This is a genomic window from Limnohabitans sp. TEGF005 (assembly GCF_055394835.1).
In genome coordinates, this window is sequence record NZ_AP029226.1 from 1,291,373 (window position 1) to 1,316,846 (window position 25,474).

The following is a 25,474-nucleotide window of genomic DNA, read 5'->3' on the forward strand; positions in this document are numbered from 1 at the left end:
CATGAGCGACTTCATTCCTTTTGTGCAAGAGCTGCTCGAAGGCTGGGGCACCGTGTCTGCCCGGCGCATGTTTGGCGGACATGGCCTGTACCACGAGGGGCTGATGTTTGCCATCGTCATGAACCAGCAGCTGTTCTTGAAAGCCGATGCGCAAAACCGCCCTGAATTTGAGGCCCTGGGCCTCACGCCCTTCACCTACCCCATGAAGGGCAAAGAGATTGCTTTGTCTTACTGGTCTGCGCCAGATGCGGTATTTGACGATCCCACCGAGGCCGTGCGTTGGGCTCGCTCGGCGTGGGATGCTGCAGCGCGAGGGCATTTGGCCAAAGCACAGGCCAGGGAGAAGGCCAAAGCCCGGTTGAAAACCCGTTCTGTTCGGGCATTTTCAGCGCGCTAACACTCACCCGCAGGGGTGAAGCTTCTCAAATAAGTAAGACCTGACCAGGCCCCGTTGGCCCTCACAGGCTTGTCAACAGCATGTCCCGGTATTCGTCTGCCGAAGCAATGCGCGGGTTGGTCTTGTGGCAGTGGTCGGCCAATGCCCCGGTGATGACCGCTTCAAACTGCCCTTCGGTCACACCCATCGCGCCCAAGCCGGTGGGCAAGCCCAGCCGAGCACACATGTCGCGGATGGCGTCGGGGATGTCCGAGCCGCTTTGCAGGCCCATGGCCTGAGCCATGCGGTTCAGGCGATTGTCTTTTTGCACCGACTCGGCCGCTGCGTTGAAACGCACCACGGCCGGCAAAAACATGGCGTTCAAGGTGCCGTGGTGCAAGCGTGGGTTCACGCCACCGAGGCTGTGGCTCAGCGAGTGCACGCAGCCCAGCCCTTTTTGGAAGGCCATGGCACCTTGCATGCTGGCGCTCATCATGTTCAAACGCGCTTCGCGGTCCTGGCCGTTGGTGGTGGCACGTTCGATGTGGGCCCAAGCTCTGGCCAAGCCATCCAGCGCAATGCCGTCAGCGGGCGGGTTGAAGGGCGCGGCCATGAAGGTTTCCATGCAGTGCGCTACGGCGTCCATGCCGGTGGCGGCGGTCAGCATGGGCGGCAGTCCGAAGGTCAGTTCGGGATCGCAAATGGCGGCTTTGGGCACGATGAACCAACTGTGAAAACCCACTTTGCGACCGTCGTCCAGGATCAAAATCGCGCCCCGGGCCACTTCGCTGCCGGTGCCGCTGGTGGTGGGCACGGCGATGATGGGGGCCACTCGGTCGGTGATTTTGAGCGAGCCGCCTTCGATGGTGGCGTAGGTTTTGAGCGGACCTTCGTGGCTGACGGCAATGGCCACGCCCTTGGCGCAGTCAATCGCCGAGCCTCCGCCCACCGCGATCAAGCCGTCGCAACCGTGTTCTGAGTACATGGCCGCTGCGGCGCGAACCGCCGATTCGGTCGGGTTAGACGGTGTCTGGTCAAACACCGTGACCGGCAAACCGGGCAGGGCATCGAGTGCTTTTTGCAACACGCCAGCGGCCTTGACGCCAGCGTCGGTCACGATCAAGGGTTTGTGGATCCCCACGCGTTCGCATTCGGCTTGCAGCAGCTTGACTGCGCCAAAGTCGATCTGGATCTGGGTGACGTAATTGATGAAGGACATGGGGCAATACTCCAAACTGTTGCGCCCAACAACGACCAGGTGACAGACCTGGGGCGGCAGGGCGTTGTACGATCAAAGCCCATTTTGAGGCAGGAATGGCCTTTGGGCATCCAGGTGCTGTCACCCTTGTTGGCCCTGGCCTTTCTCACTTGCCACTTTTGCTGTTTGAACCGATCTCACCACCCACGGCCCTGTCGATCTTTTTGCCCATGAGCAGCCACCACACCAACCCCCGCGCCCTGTTGAACGCCGCCACACGCAGCCTGATCGAACGGGTGCACCGCGCAGGTCGTCCGCCCATGACCGCCATGACACCTGCTCAAGCCCGTGCTTTTTACGACATCGGCGGGCCCATGCTGGACCTGCAACCCGCACCGCACGTCGATCGTGTGGAAGACATTGCCCTGTTGGCCCGCGATGGGCATGCCATGCCCGCCCGGCTTTACGCCCCCAAACAAGTGACTGGCGAGTCTGCTTTGCCTGTGTTGCTTTACATCCACGGCGGAGGCTTCACCGTGGGCAGCCTGACGACCCACGATGTGCTGTGCCGCCAGCTCTCACGCCACGGGCACTGCGCTGTGGTTTCGCTGGACTACCGTCTGGCGCCGGAGCACCGATTTCCGACTGCGGTGCACGACAGCTGGGATGCGCTGAACTGGTTGCATCAAAACGGCCAGACCCTGGGTTTGGACGGCACTCGCCTGGCCGTGGGCGGCGACAGCGCAGGCGGCACGCTCAGCGCCGTGTGCGCCTTGATGGCCCGCGATGCGGGCTTGAAACTGGCTTTGCAGTTGTTGTTTTATCCAGGCTGCGGCGGGCGGCAAGACACGGCCTCGCACCACACATTTGCCGACGGTTTCATGCTCGACAAAGAGACCATCGACTGGTTTTTTGACGGCTACATCGACAAAGCCGACCGGGACGACTGGCGCTTTGCCCCCGGCAACGCCCCCGACCACAGTGGCCTGGCACCCACCTGGATCGGTTTGGCCGAATGCGATCCGCTGGTGGACGAGGGCGTGCAATACGCCGACACCTTGCGCATGGCGGGTGTGCCGGTCGACCTTGAAATTTACAAAGGCGTGGTGCATGGGTTCATCACCATGGGCCGCGCCATTCCCGACGCCCTGCAAGCGCATGCTGATGCGGGCAGGGCCCTGAAACACGCTTTTGAAAGTTGAACCGATGAAACGCCAAGATTTCCGTTTTTCTCACCGCATGCGCGTGCGCTGGGTCGAAGTTGACATGCAAAAAATCGTGTTCAACGGTCACTACCTCATGTATTTCGACACCGCCGTGACCGACTATTGGCGGCAACTGGCCATGCCTTACGCCGACACCATGCACCAATTGGGTGGTGATTTGTTCGTCAAAAAGGCCAGCGTCGAATACCACGCCAGCGCAGAGATGGACGATTTTTTGGAGGTGTGCATGCGCTGCGACCGCATCGGCAACTCGTCCATGAACTTTGCGGGAGCGATTTTTAGGGGCGATGAACTGCTGATCACCAGCGAGCTGGTCTATGTGTACGCCGACCCGGTGGCCAAAAAAAGCCAGCCCATTCCGGCCCCGCTGCGCGACATGCTCGAAGGCTTTGAGCGTGGCGAAGACATGGTGCAAGTGCATGTGGGGTCGTGGCACGACTTTCAGAAACATGCCAGCCCGCTGCGCACCGAGGTGTTTGTACACGAGCAAAAGGTGCCTGCCGAATTGGAGTGGGACCACGCCGACAGCACCGCCTTGCACGCCGTGGCCCTGAACCGAATGGGCATGCCATTGGCCACAGGCCGCTTGTTGCAACACGCCCCTGGTGTGGCCCGCATTGGCCGCATGGCTGTAAAAAAACAAATGCGCGGCAGCGATTTGGGCCACCGTGTGCTGCAAGCCCTGATGAATGCGGCCAAAGACCGGGGCGATACCCAAGTCGTTTTGCATGCGCAGTGCAGCGCAGAAGGCTTTTACAAACGCTCAGGATTTAGGCCGCATGGCGCGGTTTTTGAAGAAGCGGGGATTGCTCACATCGAGATGGTGCGTGAATTGAGCTGACGGTCCTGGCACTGACCCTTCAGGACTTGACGCCTCGCAGACGCCAATCGCTGAAGTCGTCAGCAAGGTTGGCGCCAGCTGGGCCACTTAGCTGAGCCACTTAGATGTCTGCAAGCAAGGCGTAGGGCAAGGGCAACAATTCCAAGGCCGCACCTTCGGCCGTGCCCGCATGCCAGCCTTTTTGCATGCTCTCGAGCGTGCCGCTCACCAGCGCATCAAAACCTTGGCCATCGGGCCGAGCTGCGCTCAGCACCACCGTGGCGCAAGCTTGCTCTGGGTCGGCCGGGGTGAAAACGTCTTGTCCGGGCATCAGTGACACTTTGCTGTGCACCAGTGCTGTACGGCGCTTGAGCGTGCCGCGAAACTGGCTGCGGGCCACCACTTCTTGGCCGGGGTAGCAGCCTTTTTTGAAGTTGACACCGCCCACCGATTCGTAATTGAGCATTTGCGGCACAAAGGCCTCGAACACGGGCTGGGTGAGCAGCGTCACGCCGCTCATCACTTCAGCCCATTGCCAGACATCGCTGGACAATTCGGGGCCTTCAGGCAGTGCCTTGCTAACTGGTGCCAGCCACAAGGCGCGAGGCACTTGGTCGTTGCTCAGCACAGACGGGTACAAGGCCACGGCATAGGCACCCGCCATCTCAACGGTGTGCCACGGCGCGGCATCGCCCAGCAGCACCTTGGCGCGGTCGCCCAGCAAACCGCGCAATTGCCATTGGCCTGTGGCATCGGTCATTTTGACTTTGGCGCGCAGCACAAACATGGACAAGCGCTTGAGGGTCTGGGCCAACAAGTCGAGGCTCAAGACCAACAAAATCGTGTCTGGCGCGGTTTTGACGACGATCAAACTGGCCTGCATGCGGCCCTTGGCCGAGCAAAAAGCCGCCAAACGCGATTGGCCCACGGGCAAAAGCAGCACGTCGTTGCTCAATTGCTTGTGCAAAAAATCGGCAGCGTCTTCGCCCTGGGCCTGAATCACGCCCCAATGGGGCAGGGCGCTGACGCCGTTCAAGGCCAGATGGTGGGCGGGGCTGGTGTTTGCAGGGGTGTTCATGTAGCGGCTCGGTCGTCTGGCAAGGACGTGAATTATCATCCCCCCACGTTTTACCCCCCGAACAAAGGACATGGCCGTGCTCAAAGGCTTGATGAAGTTACTGACAAGCCTGCTGGTGATTGCGCTGGGCCTGGGCGCCGGGGCTTTTTGGTGGCTTCAACAGCCGCTGAACACGCGCCAAGCCGCGCTGGATTTGTCCATCGAGCCAGGCACATCGCCCAAAGCGATTGCTCAGGCCGCGGCCGATGCCGGTGCGCAGACCTCGCCCACCTTGCTTTACGCCTGGTTTCGCCTGTCGGGTCAGTCGCGCCAAATGCGGGCGGGCAGCTACGAAATTGCGCCGGGCACCACGCCCCAAGGCCTGCTGAACATGCTGGTGCGGGGCGAAGAAAGCTTGCGCACCGTGACGATTGTGGAAGGCTGGAACTGGCGACAAGTGCGTCAGGTACTGGACAAGGCCGAGCACCTCAAGCCCGACAGCCGCAGCTTGGCCGATGAGGCTGTGATGGCGCAACTCGGTCGCCCGGGCGTGGCCCCAGAAGGGCGTTTTTACCCGGACACCTATGCCTATGCCAAAGGCAGCAGCGATTTGGCTGTTTTGCAACGCGCCATGAAGTCCATGGACAAGCAACTGCAACACGCCTGGGATGCCCGGCAAGCCGGTGTGTCGGTCAAGTCGCCCGAAGAAGCCCTGACGTTGGCCAGCATCGTCGAAAAAGAAACCGGCAAAGGCGCTGACCGCCCTTTGATTTCGGGCGTATTCAATAACCGACTGCGCATTGGCATGCGATTGCAGACCGACCCGACGGTGATTTATGGCTTAGGCGAAGCCTTTGACGGCAACTTGCGCCGCGGCCACTTGACCTCCGACACGCCCTGGAACACCTACACGCGCGCCGGTTTGCCACCCACGCCTATTGCGATGCCCGGCAAAGCCGCTTTGCTCGCCGCGGTGCAACCGGCCAAAACGCAGGCCCTGTACTTTGTGGCCAAGGGCGATGGCAGCAGCCACTTCAGCGCCACGCTGGATGAACACAACCGGGCCGTCAACCGCTACCAGCGCGGACAATGACGCAGCCCGCCGGGCAGACAGGCTCAATTCCTCGTTTGGCCCTTGCGCGGCTTCAGCGACAATCGAATATTCACATCACACCTATATGACACGCGGCACATTCATCAGTTTTGAGGGCATCGACGGTGCGGGCAAATCCACACACATTGAGCGCGTGGCCCAGCTGTTCCGGGAAGCGGGCAGGGCGGTGGTGCTCACCCGCGAACCCGGCGGCACCCCTGTGTCCGAAAAGCTGCGCGAATTGGTGTTGCACGAACCCATGGACGCGCTGACCGAAGCGCTGTTGATGTTTGCCGCCCGCCGAGAGCACTTGGTGCAGGTGATAGAGCCCGCGCTGGCCCGAGGCGATGCGGTCTTGTGTGACCGTTTCACCGATGCCACCTTTGCCTACCAAGGCGGTGGGCGAGGCTTCGACTGGCAGGTGCTGGCCCAACTCGAACGCATGGTGCAGGCTTTGCCCGATGGGGCTTTGCGCCAGCCGGATTTGACGGTCTGGTTCGACCTAGACCCCCAGATCGCCGCCCAGCGCTTGGCCTCGGCGCGTGTGCCTGACAAGTTCGAAGCGCAGCCTGCTGACTTCTTTGCCGCCGTGCGTGCGGGCTATGCCCAACGCCAAGCCGAAATGCCGGCCCGTTTTGCCCGGATCGATGCCGCCCAGTCCATCGAGGCGGTCGGGGCTGACGTGAGCCGTGTGGTCGGCGCATGGCTGAATCGGGCTGCCCCATGAGCGCCACCTTGAACGCCCCTTGGATCGCCCGCCAAGCCACCGATTTGCTGGCCCAGCGCGGGCATGCTTGGTTGCTGCAAGGCCCGTCGGGCTTGGGCCAATACGATTTGGCGCTGGCTTTGGTGTCGGCTTGGTTGTGCGAAAAGCCCACGCCTCAAGGCGCTTGTGGCGATTGCCCCAGTTGCCACGCCATTGCTGTGCACACCCACGCCGACTTGGCTGTGCTGATGCCCGAGACGGTGATGATCGAGTTGGGCTGGCCCTTGTCTGAAAAAGCGCAAGACGAGATCGACAAAAAATTCCGCAAGCCCAGCAAAGAAATCCGTGTGGACGCGATGCGCGATGCGGTGGAGTTTTCGCAGCGCACCGACGCCCGAGGGCGCGGTAAAGCGGTGCTGGTCTTTCCGGCCGAGCGGATGAACACCATCACGGCCAATGCCTTGCTCAAAACACTCGAAGAGCCACCGGGCGATGTGCGCTTTGTGCTGGCCACCGAAGCCAGCCACATGCTGCTGCCCACCATCCGCAGCCGCTGCCTGGCCCACACCATGAAGTGGCCAGAAGCCGACGAAGCGCTGTCATGGCTTACAGGGCAGGGTGTGCAAGCGCCTGTGGCGCACGCTTTGCTGCGCAGCGCAGGTGGCAGACCAACCGATGTTTTGCGGCAGGCCGAATCGGGTTTGTCTCCCGAATGGTGGGCAGCATTGCCCAAAGCCATGCGCCAGGGCGATGCGCGGCATTTGGCCGACATGAGCCCCGCTCAGGCCATTGACGCTTTGCAAAAGCTTTGTCACGACCTGGTGTTGCGTCAAGCAGGTGCTGCGCCGCGCTTTTTTGATGCTGCCCAGTTGCCCGCTACCTCGGCATCGGTCACGGGCTTGACCGATTGGTTCAAGCGCCTGATGCAATCGGCCCGCACCGCCGAGCACCCCTTCAATGCCGGTCTGATGCTCGAAGCGCTGACCGCCGATGCCCAACAAACCCTGCTGTCCAAGGGCTGAACGATGTACACCGATTCCCATTGCCACCTCAATTTTCCAGAGCTGATGAGCCAACTGGACAGCATCCAGCAGGCCATGGAAGCCGCCCAAGTGACCCGTGCCCTGTGCATTTGCACCACGATGGAAGACTTTGACAGTGTGCACGGCTTGGCCATGGCGCACGACAACATGTGGGCGACGGTGGGCGTGCACCCCGACAACGAAGGCGTGCGCGAGCCCCGTTTGCAAGACTTGCTCGATGGTGCGGCCCGGGCCAAGGTGGTGGCCATCGGCGAGACGGGGCTCGACTATTACCAAATGGACGAGCGCAAAGGCGGGCGCACCATCGCGGACATGGAATGGCAGCGTGAGCGGTTTCGCACCCACATTCGGGCTGCGCGTCAAACTGGCTTGCCCTTGGTCATTCACACCCGCCAAGCGTCGGATGACACCATTGCCATCCTGAAAGAAGAGGGCGAGTCAGGTGGCGCCGGTTCGGCCGGGGGTGTTTTTCACTGCTTTACCGAAAGCATGCAAGTGGCCAAGGCGGCTTTGGACTTGGGGTTTTACATCTCTTTGTCGGGCATCTTGACCTTCAAGACCGCTGCTGATCTGCGTGAGGTGGCCAAATTTGTACCCGATGACCGCCTGCTGATCGAGACCGACAGCCCCTATTTGGCTCCTGTGCCTTACCGAGGCAAGCTGAACAACCCGTCTTATGTGCCTTATGTGGCCAAGTTATTGGGTGAGCTGCGCGGCTCGTCTTCGGAGGCGATTGGCGAGTTGACGACTCGCAATTTCTTGAATTTGTTCGCCAAAACAGCCGCCTGAAACCTCATGTTAAAGATTCATTTAATTAAAAAAGTTATTGTTTTAATTGGATTTATTTTTCTTAACCTGTCTTCCTGGGCAGGTTCTTACGAAGATTATTTCAAAGCGGTTCAGTTCGACGATGTCAGGACTGTTCAGGCTTTGCTGCAACGCGGTTTTGACCCGAACACCGTCAATCCGGCAGGTCATTCTGGCCTGATGCTGGCTGTGCGCGAGCCTTCGCCCAAGGTCGCAACGTTGTTGCTTGGCTGGCCCAAAGTCAAAGTCGAAGTCCGCAACGACAAGGATGAAAGCGTTTTGATGTTGGCTGCACTCAAGGGCTATTTGCCCTTGGTCAAGCAGTTGGTCGAACTCGACGCCGATGTGAACAAACCCGGCTGGACACCTTTGCATTACGCCGCATCCACGGGTCAAGTGGCCGTGATTGAATATTTGCTCGAAAACAGCGCGTACATCGACGCTGAATCGCCCAACGGCAGCACGCCCTTGATGATGGCCGCCATGTACGGCAGCCCTGAAGCGGTCAAGGTCTTGATCCAGGCCGGTGCCGATTTGAATGTCAAAAACCAGTTGGGCCTGACGGCTCTCGATTTCGCCGTGCGTGGCAATCGCCAAAACGCCAAAGAGTTGATTGAAACAGGCCTGCAGCGCGAGGCTGCGCGTGCGGCCAAGGCCCAGTCGACAATGCCTGCGTCCGTCGATCCATCTGCAACAGTCAACGCAAGCGGTCGCTAGCGCCGTTTTTTGCCGACAGCGGCAGCTGCGTCCCGACCTGCATTGAAACGGCGAAACCAGATTATTGATCCGACGTTCACACAAGTAAATTTGATGCTACGAACAGCTGGATCTTCCCTCTGGAGGGTGTCTCTTTCCAAGTAAAGTTGACGTTAAGTGATTCTTCCTTTTTAATGAGTCTTGGATAGACCTTTAACTAGGAGGTTCTATGGCTTTATCGGGACGAATTGGATATCGCTCAACTCCGAATTCTGAGCTATCGAGCCAGAGCATTGACCTTGGCAATTGGCCTATGGTGGATGAGAACAGCTTGTCAGCTGCTCGCAAAACTAAATTTTTAGCCCGAAAAAAAGCCATTGAGCTGTATCTCAAGGGTGCTACCGATGCAGTTTTGCAGAAGAAAACGGGTGAAAAACGATCCAATATCTACCGAATCATCACAAACCGATGCCTTCAAAGGCACTCAGATGGGGATATTTTTGGTTGGCGAGGAGCACTTCCACATTTCCGTGTGACCGCTTACGAGCGTCAAACTGCACCTGTTGTTCACGAAAATGGGGCTGGAGCAACCGGCGCGTTGAAGTGGCTACTTGAACGTCCACAGTTCACAGATTTGAAAGATCGTTTTCACAAACGAATCCTCAATAACGCCGATTCTCTTGCACACCCTAAGATCAATGTTCAAACGATCTTTCGATGGTTCATTGACGAGCTAAGAAAAGCTGGCTTGGAAGATCAGAAAGCCTGGCCATTCAATTCAGAGTCGCTCGGCTATGAGTCAGTTCGTCTGTACATCAAGAAGGTTTTGGCAGAGCATCCTTTTTTAGCCATGTCAAAAATGGGGGGGCCTGACGCAATTGCAAAAGCCAAAGCCTCCGATGGAACCCGACGACCTGATTTCAAGCTGTTTGATCGGGTCGAGTGTGATGCCCACAAATTGGACTGCCGAATGGTGGTCATGGTGCCGTCTCCTCACGGCGGTTATGAACCCAGAAAAATCCGCCGCATCTGGATCATCGTGATCATTGACGTCAGATCCCGTGCAGTTCTGGGGTATCACATCAGCTTGCGACGCGAATGCAGTGCGCTCGACGTTCTGATCACCATCAAAAATGCTTTATCCAAGTGGGCCCCAAGAACCTTGACGTTTTGTGAGGATGGGTACGCAGAAGGCGCGGCCTTGCCATCCGCACACTCTGAAGTCTATTTGTCAGCTTGCTGGAATGAGTTCAGCGTTGATGGCGCATTGGCCAACGTTTGCCCCAGAGTCGAGGAGCCATTGCTGCATATTGTTGGCGCCAAGGTCATCAAACCCCAAGACCCTACGTCTTACAGTTCAAGGCGCAGCAAAGATGATCGGCCATTCATTGAGTCGTTTTTCAGGGTTTTGGCCTCTGGCACCATGCACCGACTCTCTCCGAGCACAGGCAGCAGTCACGAAGATAAGAAAGGACGAGATCCAGAAAAAATTGCTGCGGAGGTCCAGTTCCAACTTGACTATGCTGAGGAGTTGCTGGATGTCACCATCGCGAACTACAACGCCACGCCACATACAGGTCTGGGCTATCGCAGTCCTCTAGCTCAAATGGACTTCTTGTCTTCCAAAACAAAAAATCGCATTCGTCACGCTGACCCAGAGCTCGTTAAAAGAATGGCGGGAAGCAGAAAGGTCTGCACATTGCTTGGCGGTGAATACACGGGCAAAAGACCGTATTTCAACTTTGAGAACGCCAAATACACCTCCGAGTGGCTGGTTCAACGTCCGGATCTTCTCGGTAAAAAACTATGGCTTCAACTGGATGACGAAACAGACGCACGCTGGGCCACAGTCTCCGATTCAAATGGTCTGATCTACGGAACCGTCCATGTTCAACCGCCGTGGCACCGATCACCCCACACCCTTTACATGCGGCAAGCCATTCGGGCACTTGCGACAAAGCGATTGTTATTTCTGACCGGCAATAGGGATCCCGTCCAGGCGTTAATTGAATACGCTGAGATACATGCCAATAAAAAGCTACCTGTTCATCCGGCCTATCTGCAGGCGCGACGAATCATGATGACAAGCACTCAAGCGCTGGATGAAATGAAAGAGCCGAACTTTTCGGTGCCAGACGTCATGGGTGAAATCAACCGTCAGGCCATGCCCGAAGAGCTGACCAAGGTCTCCGGAGCATCCAAGAAAACGAAGGGCACCTCACCGCCACCTGAGCCGAAACCCAAATCTGCAAGCCAGAGCGCTCCACTTCCCAAGATGCGCATGGCAAAGACCTGGTGATGGAAAACTCAGACTTTCAGCTCGTTCCAGAGCACATCCCCAAAGACCATCCCCTGGTCACGAGAGATTACTCGTTGTTCACCCCCGCCATTGAAAAAATGGTGAGCACCATCGGACGATGGCTGGACGATCAATTTGATGGTGCCACCATTTATGGGGCCTCTCGACTGGGTAAATCTAGCGCTGTGGATAACTGGCTCGAAGGCTTGCTTGCTGCCAGGTATGGAGGATTCATACCGATGGTGATCTGGAGTCATACCGAATCGGGCGGTGCCAGCGCATCCGGGCGGTTTTATGCAAATTTGCTGGAAGCAGCCAAGCATCGGTTGGCCAGATCAACCCGTAGCCCAACGGAACGCTTGGGAATGCTCGTGGACCGTTTTGAACAATTGTCAGCACAGGCGGGCGGACGTTTTGTTGTACTTGTGATTGACGAAGCACAAGGCATGACGATGCGCGAGTGGTTGTGGCTTGTCGAGCTGCACAGCATGCTGGAGAAAAAGAGGATTCGGTTGTGTGTGATTTCCATCGCTTCTGTTCAATTTCGGGATGACCCGATCAATCTCGCCATGGCTGGCGGTGCACATGTCGCTGCGAGGTTCTTGCTTACCGCTGCCAGGTTTCATGGCATTTGCGATGAGGCGCAATTGGGGTACGTGATGTCCGGGTATGACGAAGGCTCTGAATGGCCTGTTGGATCGGGCATTTCTTTTACTGCCAGCATCATCCCTGAGCTTTGGAGCAATGGATTTCGCCTTGCCAGTTATGCGGCACCACTTTGGGAAGAGTTCATCAACCAATTGCCGCATCGCTATGACGGGCCGCATGAAATTCCAATGAAAACCATCTCTGTGGTGTGCAGACGGATTCTCCTTTTGCTGGCGTCTGGACGAGCGGTGTCTGATGTGCTGTCAAAAAAATCCATCAGTGAAATCGTCGAGCATTCTGGCCATGGTGCCCTGATGGCGATTATTTCAGCGGGGGCACCAAGGGGACGAACACCAAAGGGGTAAGCGCATGACAACTCTGATATGGAAGCCAGGCACGCTGTTGCCCTACACGTCACTTTGGCTGACATTGAGAAAACTGGCCCACTTGAACAAACTCAGAATTTCTGACTTTCCACTGAGTGAAAGTTTTTCACCCAGGGCGAAACGTGCGCAGAGTCAAAGCCGTTCGGTTCAAAATGTTGATCTTCGGGTTTTGGCTCGACTGATGGGTGAGCCAGTTCAATTTTTTTCATTTTGTGATCATCGATTCATTCCATACTGCTGGCAATTCTTGTTCACACCCCAAAACGGCTACTGCCCAAAGTGCTTGGAGTTGGGGTATCACACCAGACTTTTTTCACTGAAATTGCTCAATCAGTGCCCGATCCACGAGGAGCCTCTGCACGTCGAATGTTCGTGCATGAAGAACGATGGAGAGCGTGTTGATGCCATGTCTCTTGCTTATCCAAATACCTGCCAATGTTCAAGCCTGAAGTATTTCGATCCAGCGCGCTTGCACGGAAACGATCATCGTTTGATCGACACCGAAAAACTCAAGCCTCTTGCCGATTGGTTGACGTCGTTGAGCGCCATTTATGTGGCCTCGTACATGAACAGAAAATTTGATGCTTTGCACGAGGAAGAATGGCTCATTCGACTCAAAGAATTGTGTGAAATCCAAGCTATCGCATATCCGAATGCATTGATCAAATATGAAACACCTAATTACCGTTACGCCTACAGAACTAAGAGTATTGAATTTCGAGAGCTACCAAATAAACCTCGGCTGGGATTCGAGCAGGGTGGTCACACTGATTTTTGGAGAATGAGTTTTGTACCAACAGATGTCTACAAATCTGTAGCGCGGTATTTGCGTCGGCACGTGGTTCCGCGATCTGATTATTGGGTGTGGCAATTCAGAAAGTGCATAACGCCAGAGGCGATTGCGGCACTGCTGCGATCCAACCGGCAAGCCCGTCTGGCATTCATAGAGCTGATTTGGGCCAGAACCGTTGAGCCGACGGTGGACATAAGGCGCTGGGATGAACGTAAGAAATTCCCCCCAGAAGTAGGGTGGTACAGATGCAAATTTTCAGAGTTCTTGGGCGAGGCGTCCGTTGGATTTGAGCAGTACCTTCAGAGAGCATCAAAAACCGAATATTCATCATGGGTCCAAAGTCACGTCTTTGGCCTTTACTGCCTGGCAGTTTGGAAAGAAGCAGAGCGATTTGTTGAATACAAGATCGGACAGGGACGATGCACTTGGTCAACCGATGACATTCGTCAATTGAACCTTTTCCAGATCACAGTGACCCGGCCTACTGCACGAAGTCTGGAGTTCACAAGCTATGTGGATGAGCCATTGGCATTGACACGAAAAATCGGACGAAGCAAATCACAAAGAGTTTTGGATCATGACAACCTTGCCCAAGCGATGAAAGAAAAGTGTGGGTCAGGTCTTTGTTTGACTTGGTCCGAGCGTGATGGTTGGCACACAGCGCCAAGTGTTGAACTCTGTGATGGTTGGAAAATCTACCATGTGTCCATCGCTCCCAGACGACGAATTAAATCAATCCTGGTCTACTCAGGAGGGTACTTTTACCTACGGTTGGTTGACTACAAAATTCAAGTCTTTTCAGTCCGAACATCCGACCTGTTCGGTTTTATGCGCCTGCAATTTGCTCAATTTTGCAAGATGAACAACCTCTCGCTCTCCAACGATGAGCATAATTTTGCTCACCCTTTGAAGGCTATTTCGAGTCCGGTATGTAGGAGTTTTGATCAATATAAATATTTATGTGAACGTGAAATTGATCGGCATGGATTTTGCGCATCAGATCGTCGTATCGAAGCCTTTCGGTTGAACGGGTTGGTCTCATAGCGAAATGATTTCGTTGAAATATGGCCAATTCAGACCCGGTCATCTATCACTGCCTTGAGGGTGAGGTAGAGGCCATAAGCGGACGATAAGGATATTGCATCAACCTGAGCTTCAGGCTGATTGCAGGCGTTTGTGAAACCAAGCGTGTTGAGTGTTTGCGCCATGAACGTCACTGCCACTCCCACCGCCAATGACAAACAGTCATGGCGGGGGCCCCAGAACATCAAAGCAAAGTGATGTCTTTGATCAAACGGGAACGCAGTGCGCGCCGTTTGAGTTGATCAACTGAGTCATCTGTCCACCAATGTGAAGAGTTGCCCCAGATCCAATCGGTACCCGTAATCCCTAGTAACTGAACTTCCCCCTTCGTACCTGAAATTGTTCGATCAAAGGTCTTGCCTCCAACATTGAAGGTGATTTGATGAGTCCCCTCTTTTAATCGCAGGCGAATCATGGAGTTTGGAACAGTCTCCATCGCTGCGCCACCATCCACAGAAATGTCCAACGGATGATGTCCGTCGCCCCAATAACGCACGACGTAAACCGTCAGAGCTTCAGGCACTGAGGCAAACAACTTTGCTTCATCATCTTTGGCAATGCTGGGTGCAGGATCTTTGGTGCAGTAAGCATTTCTTCCTCGATCCGTATGGCAATGCGGCTTCTCAGCGATTCGATCAACCGGTGAAGCGCAGCCCGCGATTCCAAGTACGCAAGCTGAGACGACGATTGTTTTAGTAATCCAAGTTTTCATAATATTTTCCCAAAATTGATCCACCATTTGTGGCAAAAACAAGTAAGTTGTAAACGCCTCATTTCAGAACAAAACGTGCAGAAGTGGTTTTCCCAGCTGAACTGAATTGAGCAACAACCTTTGTCCCAGGAGCTACCTTGAAGCTACCTTTGGCTTCAAGCTTGTCGCCTGTTGGTTTCAACTCAACTTCTTGCTTGTCAGCGCCAGAAAGCAGTGTGACTTTTGCCGTCGTTTTACTCACGTCAACGGGTTTGCCATGGTCACGCACGAACAACTGCAGCACATCAGGTTTGGCGACCAGTTCGTAGTCAACATCCTTGACGGTGGTCAAAACACCACCTTGCATGGGTTTGTGATCCGCATCGTGTGGCCCTGCCCATGCGAGTCCGCTGAGAAAAAGCGACGATGTGATCAAGAGCGTATGGAATTTCATGAGATGTCCTTTTGAGGTTTTGGTTGAGGTTGAAGAAACGAATGAATGGTCAGAATGCTTCAGCATCTTTGTCTTGCAAAAGCGCCTCGGCAGGTTTTCGGCCAAAGAGCCAAAACATGGCAGGCGTCAGAAAGGTGTCGAGCAGCGTCGAGCTGATCAAGCCCGAGAAAATCACCACGGCGACCGGGTGCAAAATTTCGGTGCCGGGGCGTTCGGCTTCGAAGAGCAATGGTGCCAATGCGAAGGCAGTCACCAAGGCTGTCATCAACACCGGGCTCAAACGTTCCATCGAACCGCGCAAGATCATGGGCTTGGTGAAGGACTCTCCCTCAAAGCGCATCAGGTTGATGTAATGACTGACCTTCAAAATGCCGTTGCGCACCGAAATGCCCGCCAGCGTGATGAACCCGACCAGGGCGGCTACCGACAAGGGCTGACCTGACAGCCAAAGACCCAACACGGCACCCACGAGCGCCAAGGGAATGTTCACCATGATCAAGGCCGACAAAACGGCAGACTTGTAGCGGCTGTAAAGCACCACAAACATCAACACCACAGAGACCACCGAGAGCAAAGAGATCAGGCGCGAGGCTTCTTCTTGCGCCTGAAACTGTCCTCCAAGGGTGATGAAGTAGCCCTCTGGCAATCGAGAATCCGCCGTCACTTTGCGTATGTCGGCCACAACTTCTGACAATGGGCGGCCCGAAGCGTTGGCAGAAATCACGATACGCCGCTTGCCGTTGTCCCGACTGATTTGGTTGGGACCATCGGCGTCTTCAATCGTTGCGATTTTGGACAGCGGAATTCTGCCCGAGGGTGTTTCGATCAACACCTGGCCCAAGCCTTCCAGCGATCGTGCGGATTCTGGTAAACGCACAACCAACGCAAAGCGGCGACCTCCCTCCATGATTTGCGTGACACGTTCACCTTCCACCAGGGTCTGCAGTGTGGCAAGCACTTGCGCGCCAGACAGGCCGTATTGCGCCGCTGCCGCATAGTCCAACCGTACCTTGATCTGGGGTGCAAGAACTTGTTTTTCGATTTGCAGGTCAGCTATGCCCTCGATACCTGACAGCCGTGAGCGCAGCGCATCGGCTTGCCCGCGCAGCACGTCCAGGTCTTCGCCAAAAATCTTGATGGCGATTTGGGAGCGCACCCCAGACAGCATGTGGTCGATGCGGTGTGAGATGGGTTGCCCCACCTCAATCGAAGCAGGCAGGTTGACCAAGCGTGCACGGATGTCGGCACGGACCTCATCCATTGAGCGCGTCAACTCGCCTGAGGGTTTGATGCCCACGTCCAATTCGCTGACATGAACACCTTCGGCATGCTCATCCAGTTCAGCACGTCCGCTGCGCCTGCCCACATGCAGCACTTCGGGCACCTGCTTGACCAGCACTTCGGCCTGGCGCGCCAGGTCAGAGGACTCGGTCAAGGTCACGCCCGGGTTCAGCCGTATGCCCACCAGCAAGGTGCCTTCATTAAAAGGAGGCAAGAAGGTGGTCGGAAAAAACGGAACAGCCGCCGCAGCCAACACCACCGCCACACATGCACTGGTTATCGCCACGCGTGGCTTGTCCAGCACTTTTTGCAAACTGCCTTTGTAGCCTTGCTTGAGCCATGCCAGCACTTTGGTGTCGCCATGGTCCAGGTTTTTCATGCCCGGCAAGAGGTAGTAGCTCAGCACCGGCGTCATCGTTACCGACACCAACAAAGAGGCCAGTGTCGAGATGATGAAGGCAATGCCCAGCGGCACAAACAACTTGCCTTCCAGGCCCGGCAAAGCAAAAAGCGGCAGGAAGACCAGCACGATGATCACCGTCGCATAGAGGATCGCCGAGCGGACTTCCATGGACGCCTTGGCCACGAGCGCGAGCAGCGACAGGCGCTGACTGGGGTCCTTGGCACGGTCTTCTTTCATGCGCCGCAAGATGTTTTCCACATCCACCACGGCATCGTCCACCAGTCCGCCAATGGCAATCGCCAGTCCTCCAAGCGTCATGGTGTTGATCGACAAGCCAAAATACTTGAACACCAGTGCCGTGATGAAGATGGACACTGGGATGGCGGTGAGCGCGATGATGGTGGGTCGAACTGTGCCCAAGAAGAAGAAAAGGATCGCGGCCACAAACAGCGACGCACCGATCAACTTGCCTTGCAGCGTCGAGATCGACGCCTCAATGAAGCTGGCCTGGCGGAAGGTCACACGGGGTGCCTCCATCCCCTCAGGAAGGGATGCCTTGAGATCCGTAATCGCTTCTTCAATCGACTGTGTCAAACGGGTCGTGTCAGCGGTGGGTTGCTTTTGAACGCCCAGAATCACGGCGGGCTTGCCCTCAAAGCCTGCATCCCCACGTTTGATGGCTGCGGCAAAAGTGACCTCAGCGATCTGGCGCAACAAGATGGGCTGACCGTTCTTGGCGGTGATGGCCAGATTGCGCAAGTCCTCCAGACGGGAAGTGCGACCAAGATTTCGAATCAGGTACTCGCGCCCGTTGAGTTCCAGAAACCCCCCCGAGGTGTTGGCCGAAAACCCGCGCAACGCCGACTCCAACTGGTCCAAGGAGATGCCCAAGTCAGACATGCGCGCTGTATTGGGCTGCACCTGAAACTGACGCACTTCGCCGCCAATGGGGATGATCTGTGCGACACCCGGTATGGACAAGAGTCGTGGCCGGAGCACCCAGTCGGCGTACTCACGCACGGCCATAGGGGAGATTTTCTGCGGATCGACAGGAATAGCGATTTGCATGATCTCACCCATGATGGAACTGATAGGCCCCATCCGTGGAATTACCCCGGCAGCCAAACCTTCTTCCATGGACGAGAGGCGTTCAGACACCAGTTGGCGTGCCCGAAAAATCTCCGTGTCCCAGTTGAAGGTGACATACAAAAAGGACAGGCCAGCAGAAGAGGTTGAACGAACCGATTCGACCCCAGGCAAGCCATTCATGGCCGTCTCCAGAGGAAAGGTAATCAGTTGCTCGACCTCTTCGGGCGCCATGCCACCCGCCTCGGTCATGATCGTCACGGTCGGTTTGTTGAGGTCGGGAAAGACATCGACTGGCGTTCGAGACAATGTGAATGCCCCGTAAGCCATCAACACGGCACCCGCTATCAACACCAGAAGCCGGTTGGTCAGGCTATTTTCGAGAAGCCACTTGAACATATCGTGACCCCTTTAACGGACTTGGTTGATGAGCGTGGCACCTTGGGTCGCCACACGATCGCCAGACTTCAAGCCCGAGATCACCGTGACACGCGCTCCATCCAGGGGCTCGAACGTCACTGTGCGTGGTTCAAACTGCTCAGCTGCAGACTTGACCCACACCACGTTCTGATTGGCAGCGTTTTTCATCAGTGCCGACTGGGGGACCGCAATACCCTGTGTCTTTTGCTTGGACTGCACATAGACTTTGACGGGCTGTCCAACGGCCAGGCCTAATAGTTCCGGGCTTTGCACTTGGAAGTTCAGCGGCAGAGCTTGCTCTCGCAAACTGCGCGCTGCACCCATGAAAACCAGTGGTGTGCGCTGGTCGCCGACAGCCAATGTGGCACCGCCGATGTTGTTGGCCACTGAGCTATCAAAAGCCAAGGCTTCGATACGCAGCCGCTTCGGGTCGACAATTTCAAAAATCAATTCCCGCGTGTCCACCACTTGGCCTGCTACGACATGCGCCGAGGCAATCACGCCAGAAACGGGCGCGACCAGTGCTTCTTTGCTGCTGAGGCCGCCACCAATGGCCGACATGCGGTCGGTGAGGCTGAGCACATCACTCTCTGCGGCTTCCACTTCCTTGCGCGGCACGGTATCTGATAACTCGCGCAAACGTGCCAAACGCTTTTCAGCAAGCGCTTTGGCAGCGCGAAATTCGGCCAATTGAGTCAACTGGCTGGCCCGCTCTAGGGGGGCGACCGCAGGGACCACGTAGGCCAATACCTGACCCTTCTTGACGGTTTGCCCTGCGTTGGGCAGGCCATTAGGGCCGGGTTCTATGCGTCCGGCGTTGATGGGCTGGACTTTGCCCCCAGCGTTGGGGTCCATCAGTACCTGACCATTGAGTTCAAAGGCGCGTGGCAGCTCAGCGGTTTCCACCACCATCGTGCGCACATTCAGTTGGCGTTGGGCTGGTTTGGGCAGAAACACGCTGCCATCGGCCATGCGCTGTGGACCATTGGCATTGGCCGTCGCAGGCGCAGCGCCGTGGTCATGGCCTTCGCCCGCGTACGTAGGCAGCGCAGCACCTGTAAGGGTCAAAGCAGTGGCCAGTGCCATCCAGTGGCGTTTTTTTGAAGTGTTGATTGTTTTCATGCTGAGGCTCCTTAGGCCGTACGAGCTTGTTGACGAAAGCGAACGATCGCGCCTAATGCCATCAGGGCCAATAACCCCCCGCCGATCCACAGGGCGATGCCTTTCCAAGAAGAACCACTGACAGGTTCATCTTCGTCCTCGTGCAAATCGAGTTCGCCAGTCAGCAGGTCGTTCAGTTCACCGGCCTGAATGGTTGCGGTGATGGCAATGACGCCAGGTTTGAGCGTGTCCTTGAGGATGACTTCGTATTCACCTACGCCATGTTTTTCGGCTTTGTATTTGCCGCCTTGAATATCGATGTCAATTAGGGCGTCATTGACCGGACTGTTGTCTGTAAAACGGTCCAGGTAAATCGTCAGCTGCTTGCCATTGACAATGCCGACCATTTCCAGATCCTCTGAAAACGCGACGAAACGCGGCAGTGCTGTTCCCTGGGTTTTTGGCGCAGCTTCCGCGTGATCGTGACCCGCACCGGCAATGGCCATAGGACTGAGTAATGTGAATATCAGCGCCATAAAGGTGGCGACTGTTGAATGAATGATCTTCATAGTGTTCCTTGAATTTTTGAGGGGTGTCAGCATCACTGAGGCAGCAGGCCCAAGGACTGCCGCAATGCCGAAATGGCGGAGGCTAGGTCAATTCGGCTTCGAGCGGCTTGTCTCGCGGCCTCTGCAGCCTCTGCTTCAATGCGCAAGCGGGTGGGCAGATCCGACTCGCCCAGCCTGAACGACTTGTCAAAAAAGCTGCGGGACTCGTTGGCCAGCTGGGCTCGTCGCTGCGCAGCATCAAGTTGAGTGCGTGCGGCCTCCAGACGAGCAGCAGCGCCTTGTTTGTCGGCTTGAATGCGCGCCTGCTCGAGGACCAGTTGTGACTGCACTTCTATCGCTTCGGCTTGTGCAGTCGCAAGACGGGCGTCATGCCTAGGGCCTGCACCCAAGGGCACGCGAATGCCAATCAGCACAGTCTGGCCATAGCGTTCTCCAAATGCCCCACGGCCGCGCGTGGTGGCCACCGTGAGTTCCGGGTTGGATCGCCTCTGGGCGCTGATCAGCTGAGCCGTCCGCTCGGCCATCGTGATGCGATCCTCCAGTTCAGCCAACAAGGGATGCCCCACTGACGCACCCGTATGTGGGGTCGAATCTGGCGTTGGCTCCACCGCCGCGTTGACTTTCAAGTCTGCCGGTGCCGTCCTGCCTGTTAGCGCCATCACTTGTGCCAAGGCTGCGGCAGATGCAGCTTGAGCTTGGGCGGCATGCGCTTGGGCCGCAGCGACAGCGCCTTCGGCTTGATGCTGGTCGGACTTTGCCAGATCACCCGCGTTGGTCCGTTTGGCAACATCAGCGGCGAGGCGTTGTGCATTGGCCAGTTGTTCGCTCGCCAGTTCAGCATCGACGCGAGCTCGCAACCAGCCCCACCAAGCATCCCTGACGGAAGAAGCGAGCCGAAGTTGTGAGGCGAGCAGCTTGCGCTCAACCAACGATATTTCAGCTTGCGCCAGATCGGCACTGGCTGTGCGTTGTCCGGGTAGCCAGATGGGAACGGCGATACCCACCTCAGCTTCCCGCGCACCGCTGTTGCCTGTCATCCGGTCTGATCGCTGACTTATCTCCAGCGAGGGCGGCTCGGGGGACAGCATCGACGCGGCTTTGGCCTGGGCCAGGGCGGCATCGCGACGCGATTGAAGCGCGTGCGCCTCGGGTTGCCTTTGCCACGCCGTTTCGAAAACATCTTTCAAGGACACCGAGCCACTCAACGCGGCGGCGGATGTGCCTTGTGCTTGGGCCGTCAGCACCAAGCCACTCAGGGTCATGACCAACAGCGCGATTCGAATCGGTGTCGGTCTTTTTTTGTACAAACTCATAGCTCATCTCCAATGGTGAAAACATCCAAGGAGATCAGCGAGCAGCGACAACACGTCGCTAGGCGATGACGCACAACGCGCAAAGCGTCATGTGCATCCGCACACAGGGGATTCGAAAAGAGGGAAAGGTAAAGAAACCCGAGGCTCGCCGATCAGGCAAGCACGGGCCATTGAGGCCGTTCAGGACGTTCACTTGCCATATGAGAAGCAATGACCTGAAGGTGAAGTGGGTGATCGTCAGAGGCTGCTAATGTGGTCTTGCTCAGATCGCTGACCAGGGCAGCGGCACAACCCATATGGCAAGTGGCACAGTCATGGTCCATGCCCGCCGATTGAGGGGAATTTTTGCTGGACTCTTGCTGGTCAATTGACGCGTGGTCATGGGTGTGGTGACCAGGGTGCTTGGCAGTTACACTGGTTTCGTGCTCGCAATAGCTTGCCATTGCTGCCCAGCTGTATTGCAAGGGCAACAGAACCAGCAAGAAAATTGCCAAGAACTTTTTCATAAGTTGATAGTTTAGTCGCTTCAGGCTTGCTTGATCACGGGACGAGGCGTTGGCCTCAGTAATCCTGAGGAAATGGAAGAGGTTTACAGCTGCCAAGGAGCCATCACTTGACTGCCTTGAGAAGCCGAAGCCCGTTGAAAACCACCAACAAGCTTGCGCCCATGTCGGCAAAGACCGCCATCCACATAGACGCGTCATCAAAGATGGCCATGAGCAGGAATACCGCCTTGATGCCCAGAGCCAGGGTGATGTTCTGCCACAAAATGACATGGGTACGTTTGGAGAGGCGAATCGTCTCGGGCAAGCGGCGCAGGTCGTCGTTCATGACGACGACGTCGGCCGCTTCCATGGCCGTGTGAGTGCCCGCAGCGCCCATCGCAAAGCCAATGTTCGCCTTTGCAAGTGCCGGGGCATCATTGATGCCGTCACCGGTCATGGCCGTCACACCGTATCTTCCTTGGAACTCTTCAATCGCCTTGAGCTTGTCCTCAGGCAGCAGGTTGCCTCGGATTTCTGAAATGCCTGCCAAGTGTCCGACGGTGCGCGCCGTTGCGGCGTTATCACCGGTCAACATGATGGGAACGACCCCCAGCGCCTTCATCTCGGAAATGGCCTCGATCGATGACGGTTTGATCGTGTCCGCTACAGCGAAGAGCGCGATTACCCGGTCCCGATTGGCCAAAATGGTCACAGTTCGTCCTGCCTCTTCATGAACTGCGAGGCGTGCTTCCAATGGCGCAGAACACTGGCCGCGCTCTTCGATCCAGCGGTGATTGGCCAGGATGTAGGGGTGGCCATCGATCACCCCCTGGACGCCACGACCTGCGACAGCTTCAAATGCTTCGACTTCTTGGGCTTGTACCGCTAGGCCTTGAGCAATCGCTTTCGAGACCGGGTGGTCTGAACGCGCAGCCAGGCTCTTTGCGAGCAGTTCTACCCCTTGCTCAGGCTCGTCGGGCGCGATGGGCTCGAACGCCACCAATTTGGGCTTCCCTTCGGTGATGGTGCCGGTTTTGTCCAAAGCGACGGCTTTGATCTTTCGGGCTTCCTCCAGGTAAACGCCTCCCTTGATCAAGATACCCCGCCGTGCCCCTGCGGCCAGACCACTCACCACCGTGACGGGTGTGGAGATGACCAAGGCGCAAGGGCATGCAATCACAAGCAGGACCAAAGCCTTGTAGACCGCTTCGAGCCACGTGATCCCGGCCACCCAGGGCATCAGGACGGCAACCAGCACCGCAAGGGCAAAGACCGCAGGTGTGTAGACGGCGGCGAACTGGTCAACAAAACGCTGCGTTGGTGCGCGAGAGGCCTGCGCTTCCTCGACGGCTTTGATGATCCGGCTGAGCGTGCTGTCTGAGGCGGGCGATGTGACCCGGATTTCCAAAGCAGAGGCCTGGTTGATGGTTCCGGCAAACACCTCATCACCAGGTCCTTTGTCCACGGGCAGGCTCTCGCCTGTCAAAGGCGATTGATCCACCGCGCTCTGACCCGCCAGCACGGTGCCATCAAGCGGAACACGCTCACCCGGAGAGATACGTACCACCGAGTTCAATGCAACAGACTTGACGTCAATCCGAAGCCAGCCGCCGTCCTCCTGGCGTACCTCGGCTTGCTCTGGTGATAAGGCAAGAAGGCTTTTGATGGCACCTCGAGCGCGATCGACCGCCCGCGCTTCGATGGCCTCTGCAATGGCATAGAGCGCCATCACCATGGCGGCCTCAGGCCACTGGCCGATCAGGAAGGCACCTGTGACGGCTACTGCCATGAGGGCGTTGATGTTCAATCGTCCTTGCCGCAGCGCAGTCAGCCCCTTTCCGTAGACGCCGAATCCTGAAAGGAAGATGGCACCCAAAGCGATGCCCATGCCCAGGGCTTTGATCCAGGTCGTCGCAGGGAAGGCGTACGCGATCGCCTCTGCTGCCAATGCCAAGCCGAGCGCAGCCAGAAGTTTTCCCCATATGTCCAAAAACGTCGCAGGCGCAGTAGGCGTAACCGAAGGGGTGTTGGCGTCTTCGTCGATGGGTTCAGGCTTAAAGCCCGCTTTTCGAATCGCCTGCAGTGCGTCTGGCAGTGCAGCTTGGCTCGCGGAAATGGTCAGTAGGCGTGCCCCAAGATCGAATCGCAGGGCTTCGATTCCCGGGATGCTATCCACAGCGCGCCGGATCTCGGACTCCTCTGAGGCGCAGTCCATGTTGGAGATACGGAACCTTTTCTGTGACTGGTCTGTGTTCATATGCGCCACGTCCTGCTCAGATTGCACCAAGGGTACGCAGGAAGCGGCTGAACATCCGCTCTCAGTCGGGCGGACCTGTGGCTTTGCGCCTTCGCAAGATGTACTTGTACTCATGATTTCTTCCTCGTTACAGCGATTAGAAACCCTGTAGCCACTTTAGAGTCAAGCGCCTAAAATATGGTCAACCGCTGATGGAGGACACCATGAGGATTGGAGAGCTCGCCAAGGCCACCGATACACAGGTGGAGACGATTCGCTACTACGAGCGTGAGGCCTTGTTGCCACAGCCGGGGCGAACAGAAGGCAACTACCGCGTCTATGGACCGGAGCACGTTGAACGACTTTCGTTCATTCGGTACTGCCGAAGCTTGGACATGGCCCTGAATGAGATTCGAGCGCTGTTGCGCATGAAAGATTCCCCCCCACAGGACTGTTCTGACATCAACGCCTTGGTTGATGAGCACATCAAACATGTGGCGGTTCGAATCAGAGAGCTGAAGGTCTTGCAAAGGCAACTTGTTGAGTTGCGAACCGGTTGTGCCGGAAACGGCTCTGTCAGTGAGTGCGGTGTGCTTTCCGGAATTGCTCAGGCCTCTAAGGAAGTGGGGCCGGTGGGCAAGCGAGGCGCGCGCCATGTGCATGGGGCGCACTGATTTGCGTCAAAGGGGTACGAGTCCCTTTGAGCGCCCGTAAACACTGTTCCGAGATCCGCAAGCAAGGCGCTGTTTTCAAAGCATTCTCCAAATTGAGGATCTGTTCCTAGCGCGGTTAGCGCTGAATAACCAGCGGAATTCAGAGTCTGGCCCCGTGAGTCGGACCGCATTTGCGCAATGTGACATTTGGGCGGTATTCTTGCATGGTTTTGTGCGTCAGCGAGTCCATCCTGGCCCGTCAGGCAGGCTTTGCCCACATCACAGGCTTCATCGGCCAGATTGAACCAGTGCTGCACGAAGTACATCCTGAGCATGCGCTCAAGTCCGATGGGTGGGCGGCCATTGCCCCGCTTGGGGTAACACGGCTCAATGACCGCGCAAAGCTCTGTCTAGGGAACGATCTCATCCATCGTCGCCAGAAACACATCTCGTTTGGTCGGACGACGGTATTGCTCAAATCCAGCGCCTTGATCGGCCGCTACTGCCAAGGTATGTTGCTTCATTGTCATACAACGCATCTGACCTCTCGG

Annotated in this window: 22 protein-coding genes and 1 pseudogene; 12 read left to right on the top strand and 11 right to left on the bottom strand. The window is 56.6% G+C overall.

From position 1 onward, the window contains the following. Position 1: 1 nt before the first annotated feature. Positions 2-397, top strand: coding sequence for a TfoX/Sxy family protein (locus ACZ5RG_RS06185; protein ID WP_464448041.1), 396 nt, complete (start codon positions 2-4; stop codon positions 395-397). A gap of 61 nt (positions 398-458) precedes the next feature. Here the strand turns inward: ACZ5RG_RS06185 and ACZ5RG_RS06190 are convergent, their stop codons facing one another. Further along, positions 459-1,595 (bottom strand): iron-containing alcohol dehydrogenase, encoded by a 1,137-nt coding sequence (locus ACZ5RG_RS06190; RefSeq protein WP_312260146.1) that lies wholly within the window; start codon positions 1,593-1,595, stop codon positions 459-461. 209 nt (positions 1,596-1,804) lie between these two features. Here ACZ5RG_RS06190 and ACZ5RG_RS06195 point away from each other — a divergent pair, with 209 nt between their 5' ends. Both ACZ5RG_RS06195 and ACZ5RG_RS06200 read left to right on the top strand, forming a co-directional pair. Further along, positions 1,805-2,776: an alpha/beta hydrolase gene (locus tag ACZ5RG_RS06195; protein WP_464448042.1), complete on the top strand. Its 972-nt coding sequence runs from the start codon at positions 1,805-1,807 to the stop codon at positions 2,774-2,776. A 4-nt stretch (positions 2,777-2,780) separates the two neighbouring features. Continuing rightward, positions 2,781-3,641, top strand: a complete 861-nt coding sequence (locus ACZ5RG_RS06200) for a YbgC/FadM family acyl-CoA thioesterase (RefSeq protein ID WP_464448043.1) — start codon at positions 2,781-2,783, stop codon at positions 3,639-3,641. A gap of 100 nt (positions 3,642-3,741) precedes the next feature. Here the strand turns inward: ACZ5RG_RS06200 and ygfZ are convergent, their stop codons facing one another. Next, positions 3,742-4,698, bottom strand: a complete 957-nt coding sequence (gene ygfZ, locus ACZ5RG_RS06205) for a CAF17-like 4Fe-4S cluster assembly/insertion protein YgfZ (protein WP_464448044.1) — start codon at positions 4,696-4,698, stop codon at positions 3,742-3,744. Positions 4,699-4,768: 70 nt separating this feature from the next. Between ygfZ and mltG the strand changes: the two genes are divergently transcribed. The 8 genes from mltG to ACZ5RG_RS06245 all read left to right on the top strand — a co-directional run bounded on the left by mltG (position 4,769) and on the right by ACZ5RG_RS06245 (position 14,192). Continuing rightward, positions 4,769-5,770 (top strand): endolytic transglycosylase MltG, encoded by a 1,002-nt coding sequence (mltG, locus tag ACZ5RG_RS06210; protein WP_464448045.1) that lies wholly within the window; start codon positions 4,769-4,771, stop codon positions 5,768-5,770. 85 nt (positions 5,771-5,855) lie between these two features. Beyond that, the gene (tmk, locus tag ACZ5RG_RS06215) at positions 5,856-6,497 is read left to right on the top strand and encodes a dTMP kinase (protein ID WP_464448046.1); all 642 of its coding nucleotides are present in this window, start codon (positions 5,856-5,858) and stop codon (positions 6,495-6,497) included. Next, positions 6,494-7,498: a DNA polymerase III subunit delta' gene (locus ACZ5RG_RS06220; protein WP_464448047.1), complete on the top strand. Its 1,005-nt coding sequence runs from the start codon at positions 6,494-6,496 to the stop codon at positions 7,496-7,498. The genes tmk and ACZ5RG_RS06220 overlap by 4 nt, the downstream gene beginning before the upstream one ends. 3 nt (positions 7,499-7,501) lie before the next feature. After that, entirely contained in the window at positions 7,502-8,308 is an 807-nt protein-coding gene (locus ACZ5RG_RS06225) for a TatD family hydrolase (RefSeq protein WP_464448048.1), read from the top strand. A 6-nt stretch (positions 8,309-8,314) separates the two neighbouring features. Then, a complete protein-coding gene (locus ACZ5RG_RS06230) occupies positions 8,315-9,043 on the top strand; it encodes an ankyrin repeat domain-containing protein (RefSeq protein ID WP_464448049.1) in 729 nt (242 codons plus the stop codon). Positions 9,044-9,251: 208 nt separating this feature from the next. Then, complete coding sequence (locus tag ACZ5RG_RS06235) at positions 9,252-11,321, top strand: integrase core domain-containing protein (protein ID WP_464448050.1); 2,070 nt, start codon at positions 9,252-9,254, stop codon at positions 11,319-11,321. Next, positions 11,321-12,334: an ATP-binding protein gene (locus ACZ5RG_RS06240; RefSeq protein ID WP_100120316.1), complete on the top strand. Its 1,014-nt coding sequence runs from the start codon at positions 11,321-11,323 to the stop codon at positions 12,332-12,334. The genes ACZ5RG_RS06235 and ACZ5RG_RS06240 overlap by 1 nt, the downstream gene beginning before the upstream one ends. Positions 12,335-12,338: 4 nt before the next feature. After that, positions 12,339-14,192: a hypothetical protein gene (locus ACZ5RG_RS06245; RefSeq protein ID WP_464448051.1), complete on the top strand. Its 1,854-nt coding sequence runs from the start codon at positions 12,339-12,341 to the stop codon at positions 14,190-14,192. 223 nt (positions 14,193-14,415) lie between these two features. On the opposite strand, the gene ACZ5RG_RS06250 is transcribed toward ACZ5RG_RS06245, so the two are convergent. From ACZ5RG_RS06250 to ACZ5RG_RS06285, 8 genes are all read right to left on the bottom strand, one after another. Further along, entirely contained in the window at positions 14,416-14,943 is a 528-nt protein-coding gene (locus tag ACZ5RG_RS06250; RefSeq protein WP_133239944.1) for a hypothetical protein, read from the bottom strand. A gap of 58 nt (positions 14,944-15,001) precedes the next feature. Beyond that, positions 15,002-15,376, bottom strand: a complete 375-nt coding sequence (locus ACZ5RG_RS06255) for a hypothetical protein (RefSeq protein WP_053176209.1) — start codon at positions 15,374-15,376, stop codon at positions 15,002-15,004. A 49-nt stretch (positions 15,377-15,425) separates the two neighbouring features. After that, positions 15,426-18,545, bottom strand: coding sequence for an efflux RND transporter permease subunit (locus tag ACZ5RG_RS06260; RefSeq protein WP_291913185.1), 3,120 nt, complete (start codon positions 18,543-18,545; stop codon positions 15,426-15,428). 12 nt (positions 18,546-18,557) lie between these two features. Next, a complete protein-coding gene (locus ACZ5RG_RS06265) occupies positions 18,558-19,688 on the bottom strand; it encodes an efflux RND transporter periplasmic adaptor subunit (protein ID WP_108353990.1) in 1,131 nt (376 codons plus the stop codon). 11 nt (positions 19,689-19,699) lie between these two features. Beyond that, positions 19,700-20,236: a hypothetical protein gene (locus ACZ5RG_RS06270; protein WP_291913187.1), complete on the bottom strand. Its 537-nt coding sequence runs from the start codon at positions 20,234-20,236 to the stop codon at positions 19,700-19,702. A 32-nt stretch (positions 20,237-20,268) separates the two neighbouring features. Beyond that, a complete protein-coding gene (locus ACZ5RG_RS06275; RefSeq protein WP_089957647.1) occupies positions 20,269-21,549 on the bottom strand; it encodes a TolC family protein in 1,281 nt (426 codons plus the stop codon). A 152-nt stretch (positions 21,550-21,701) separates the two neighbouring features. After that, positions 21,702-22,055: a cation efflux protein, CzcI family gene (gene czcI / locus ACZ5RG_RS06280; protein WP_315138585.1), complete on the bottom strand. Its 354-nt coding sequence runs from the start codon at positions 22,053-22,055 to the stop codon at positions 21,702-21,704. Between the two features lie 103 nt (positions 22,056-22,158). Next, positions 22,159-24,405 carry a heavy metal translocating P-type ATPase gene (locus ACZ5RG_RS06285; protein WP_464448052.1) on the bottom strand — a complete coding sequence of 749 codons (2,247 nt, stop codon included), beginning with the start codon at positions 24,403-24,405 and terminating at the stop codon, positions 22,159-22,161. Between the two features lie 89 nt (positions 24,406-24,494). Here ACZ5RG_RS06285 and cadR point away from each other — a divergent pair, with 89 nt between their 5' ends. Beyond that, positions 24,495-24,944, top strand: coding sequence for a Cd(II)/Pb(II)-responsive transcriptional regulator (gene cadR / locus ACZ5RG_RS06290; RefSeq protein WP_108354073.1), 450 nt, complete (start codon positions 24,495-24,497; stop codon positions 24,942-24,944). 257 nt (positions 24,945-25,201) lie between these two features. Here cadR and ACZ5RG_RS06295 read toward each other — a convergent pair. Next, positions 25,202-25,447 (bottom strand): annotated as a pseudogene (locus ACZ5RG_RS06295) (transposase); the annotation flags it as partial. Between the last annotated feature and the right edge of the window lie 27 nt (positions 25,448-25,474).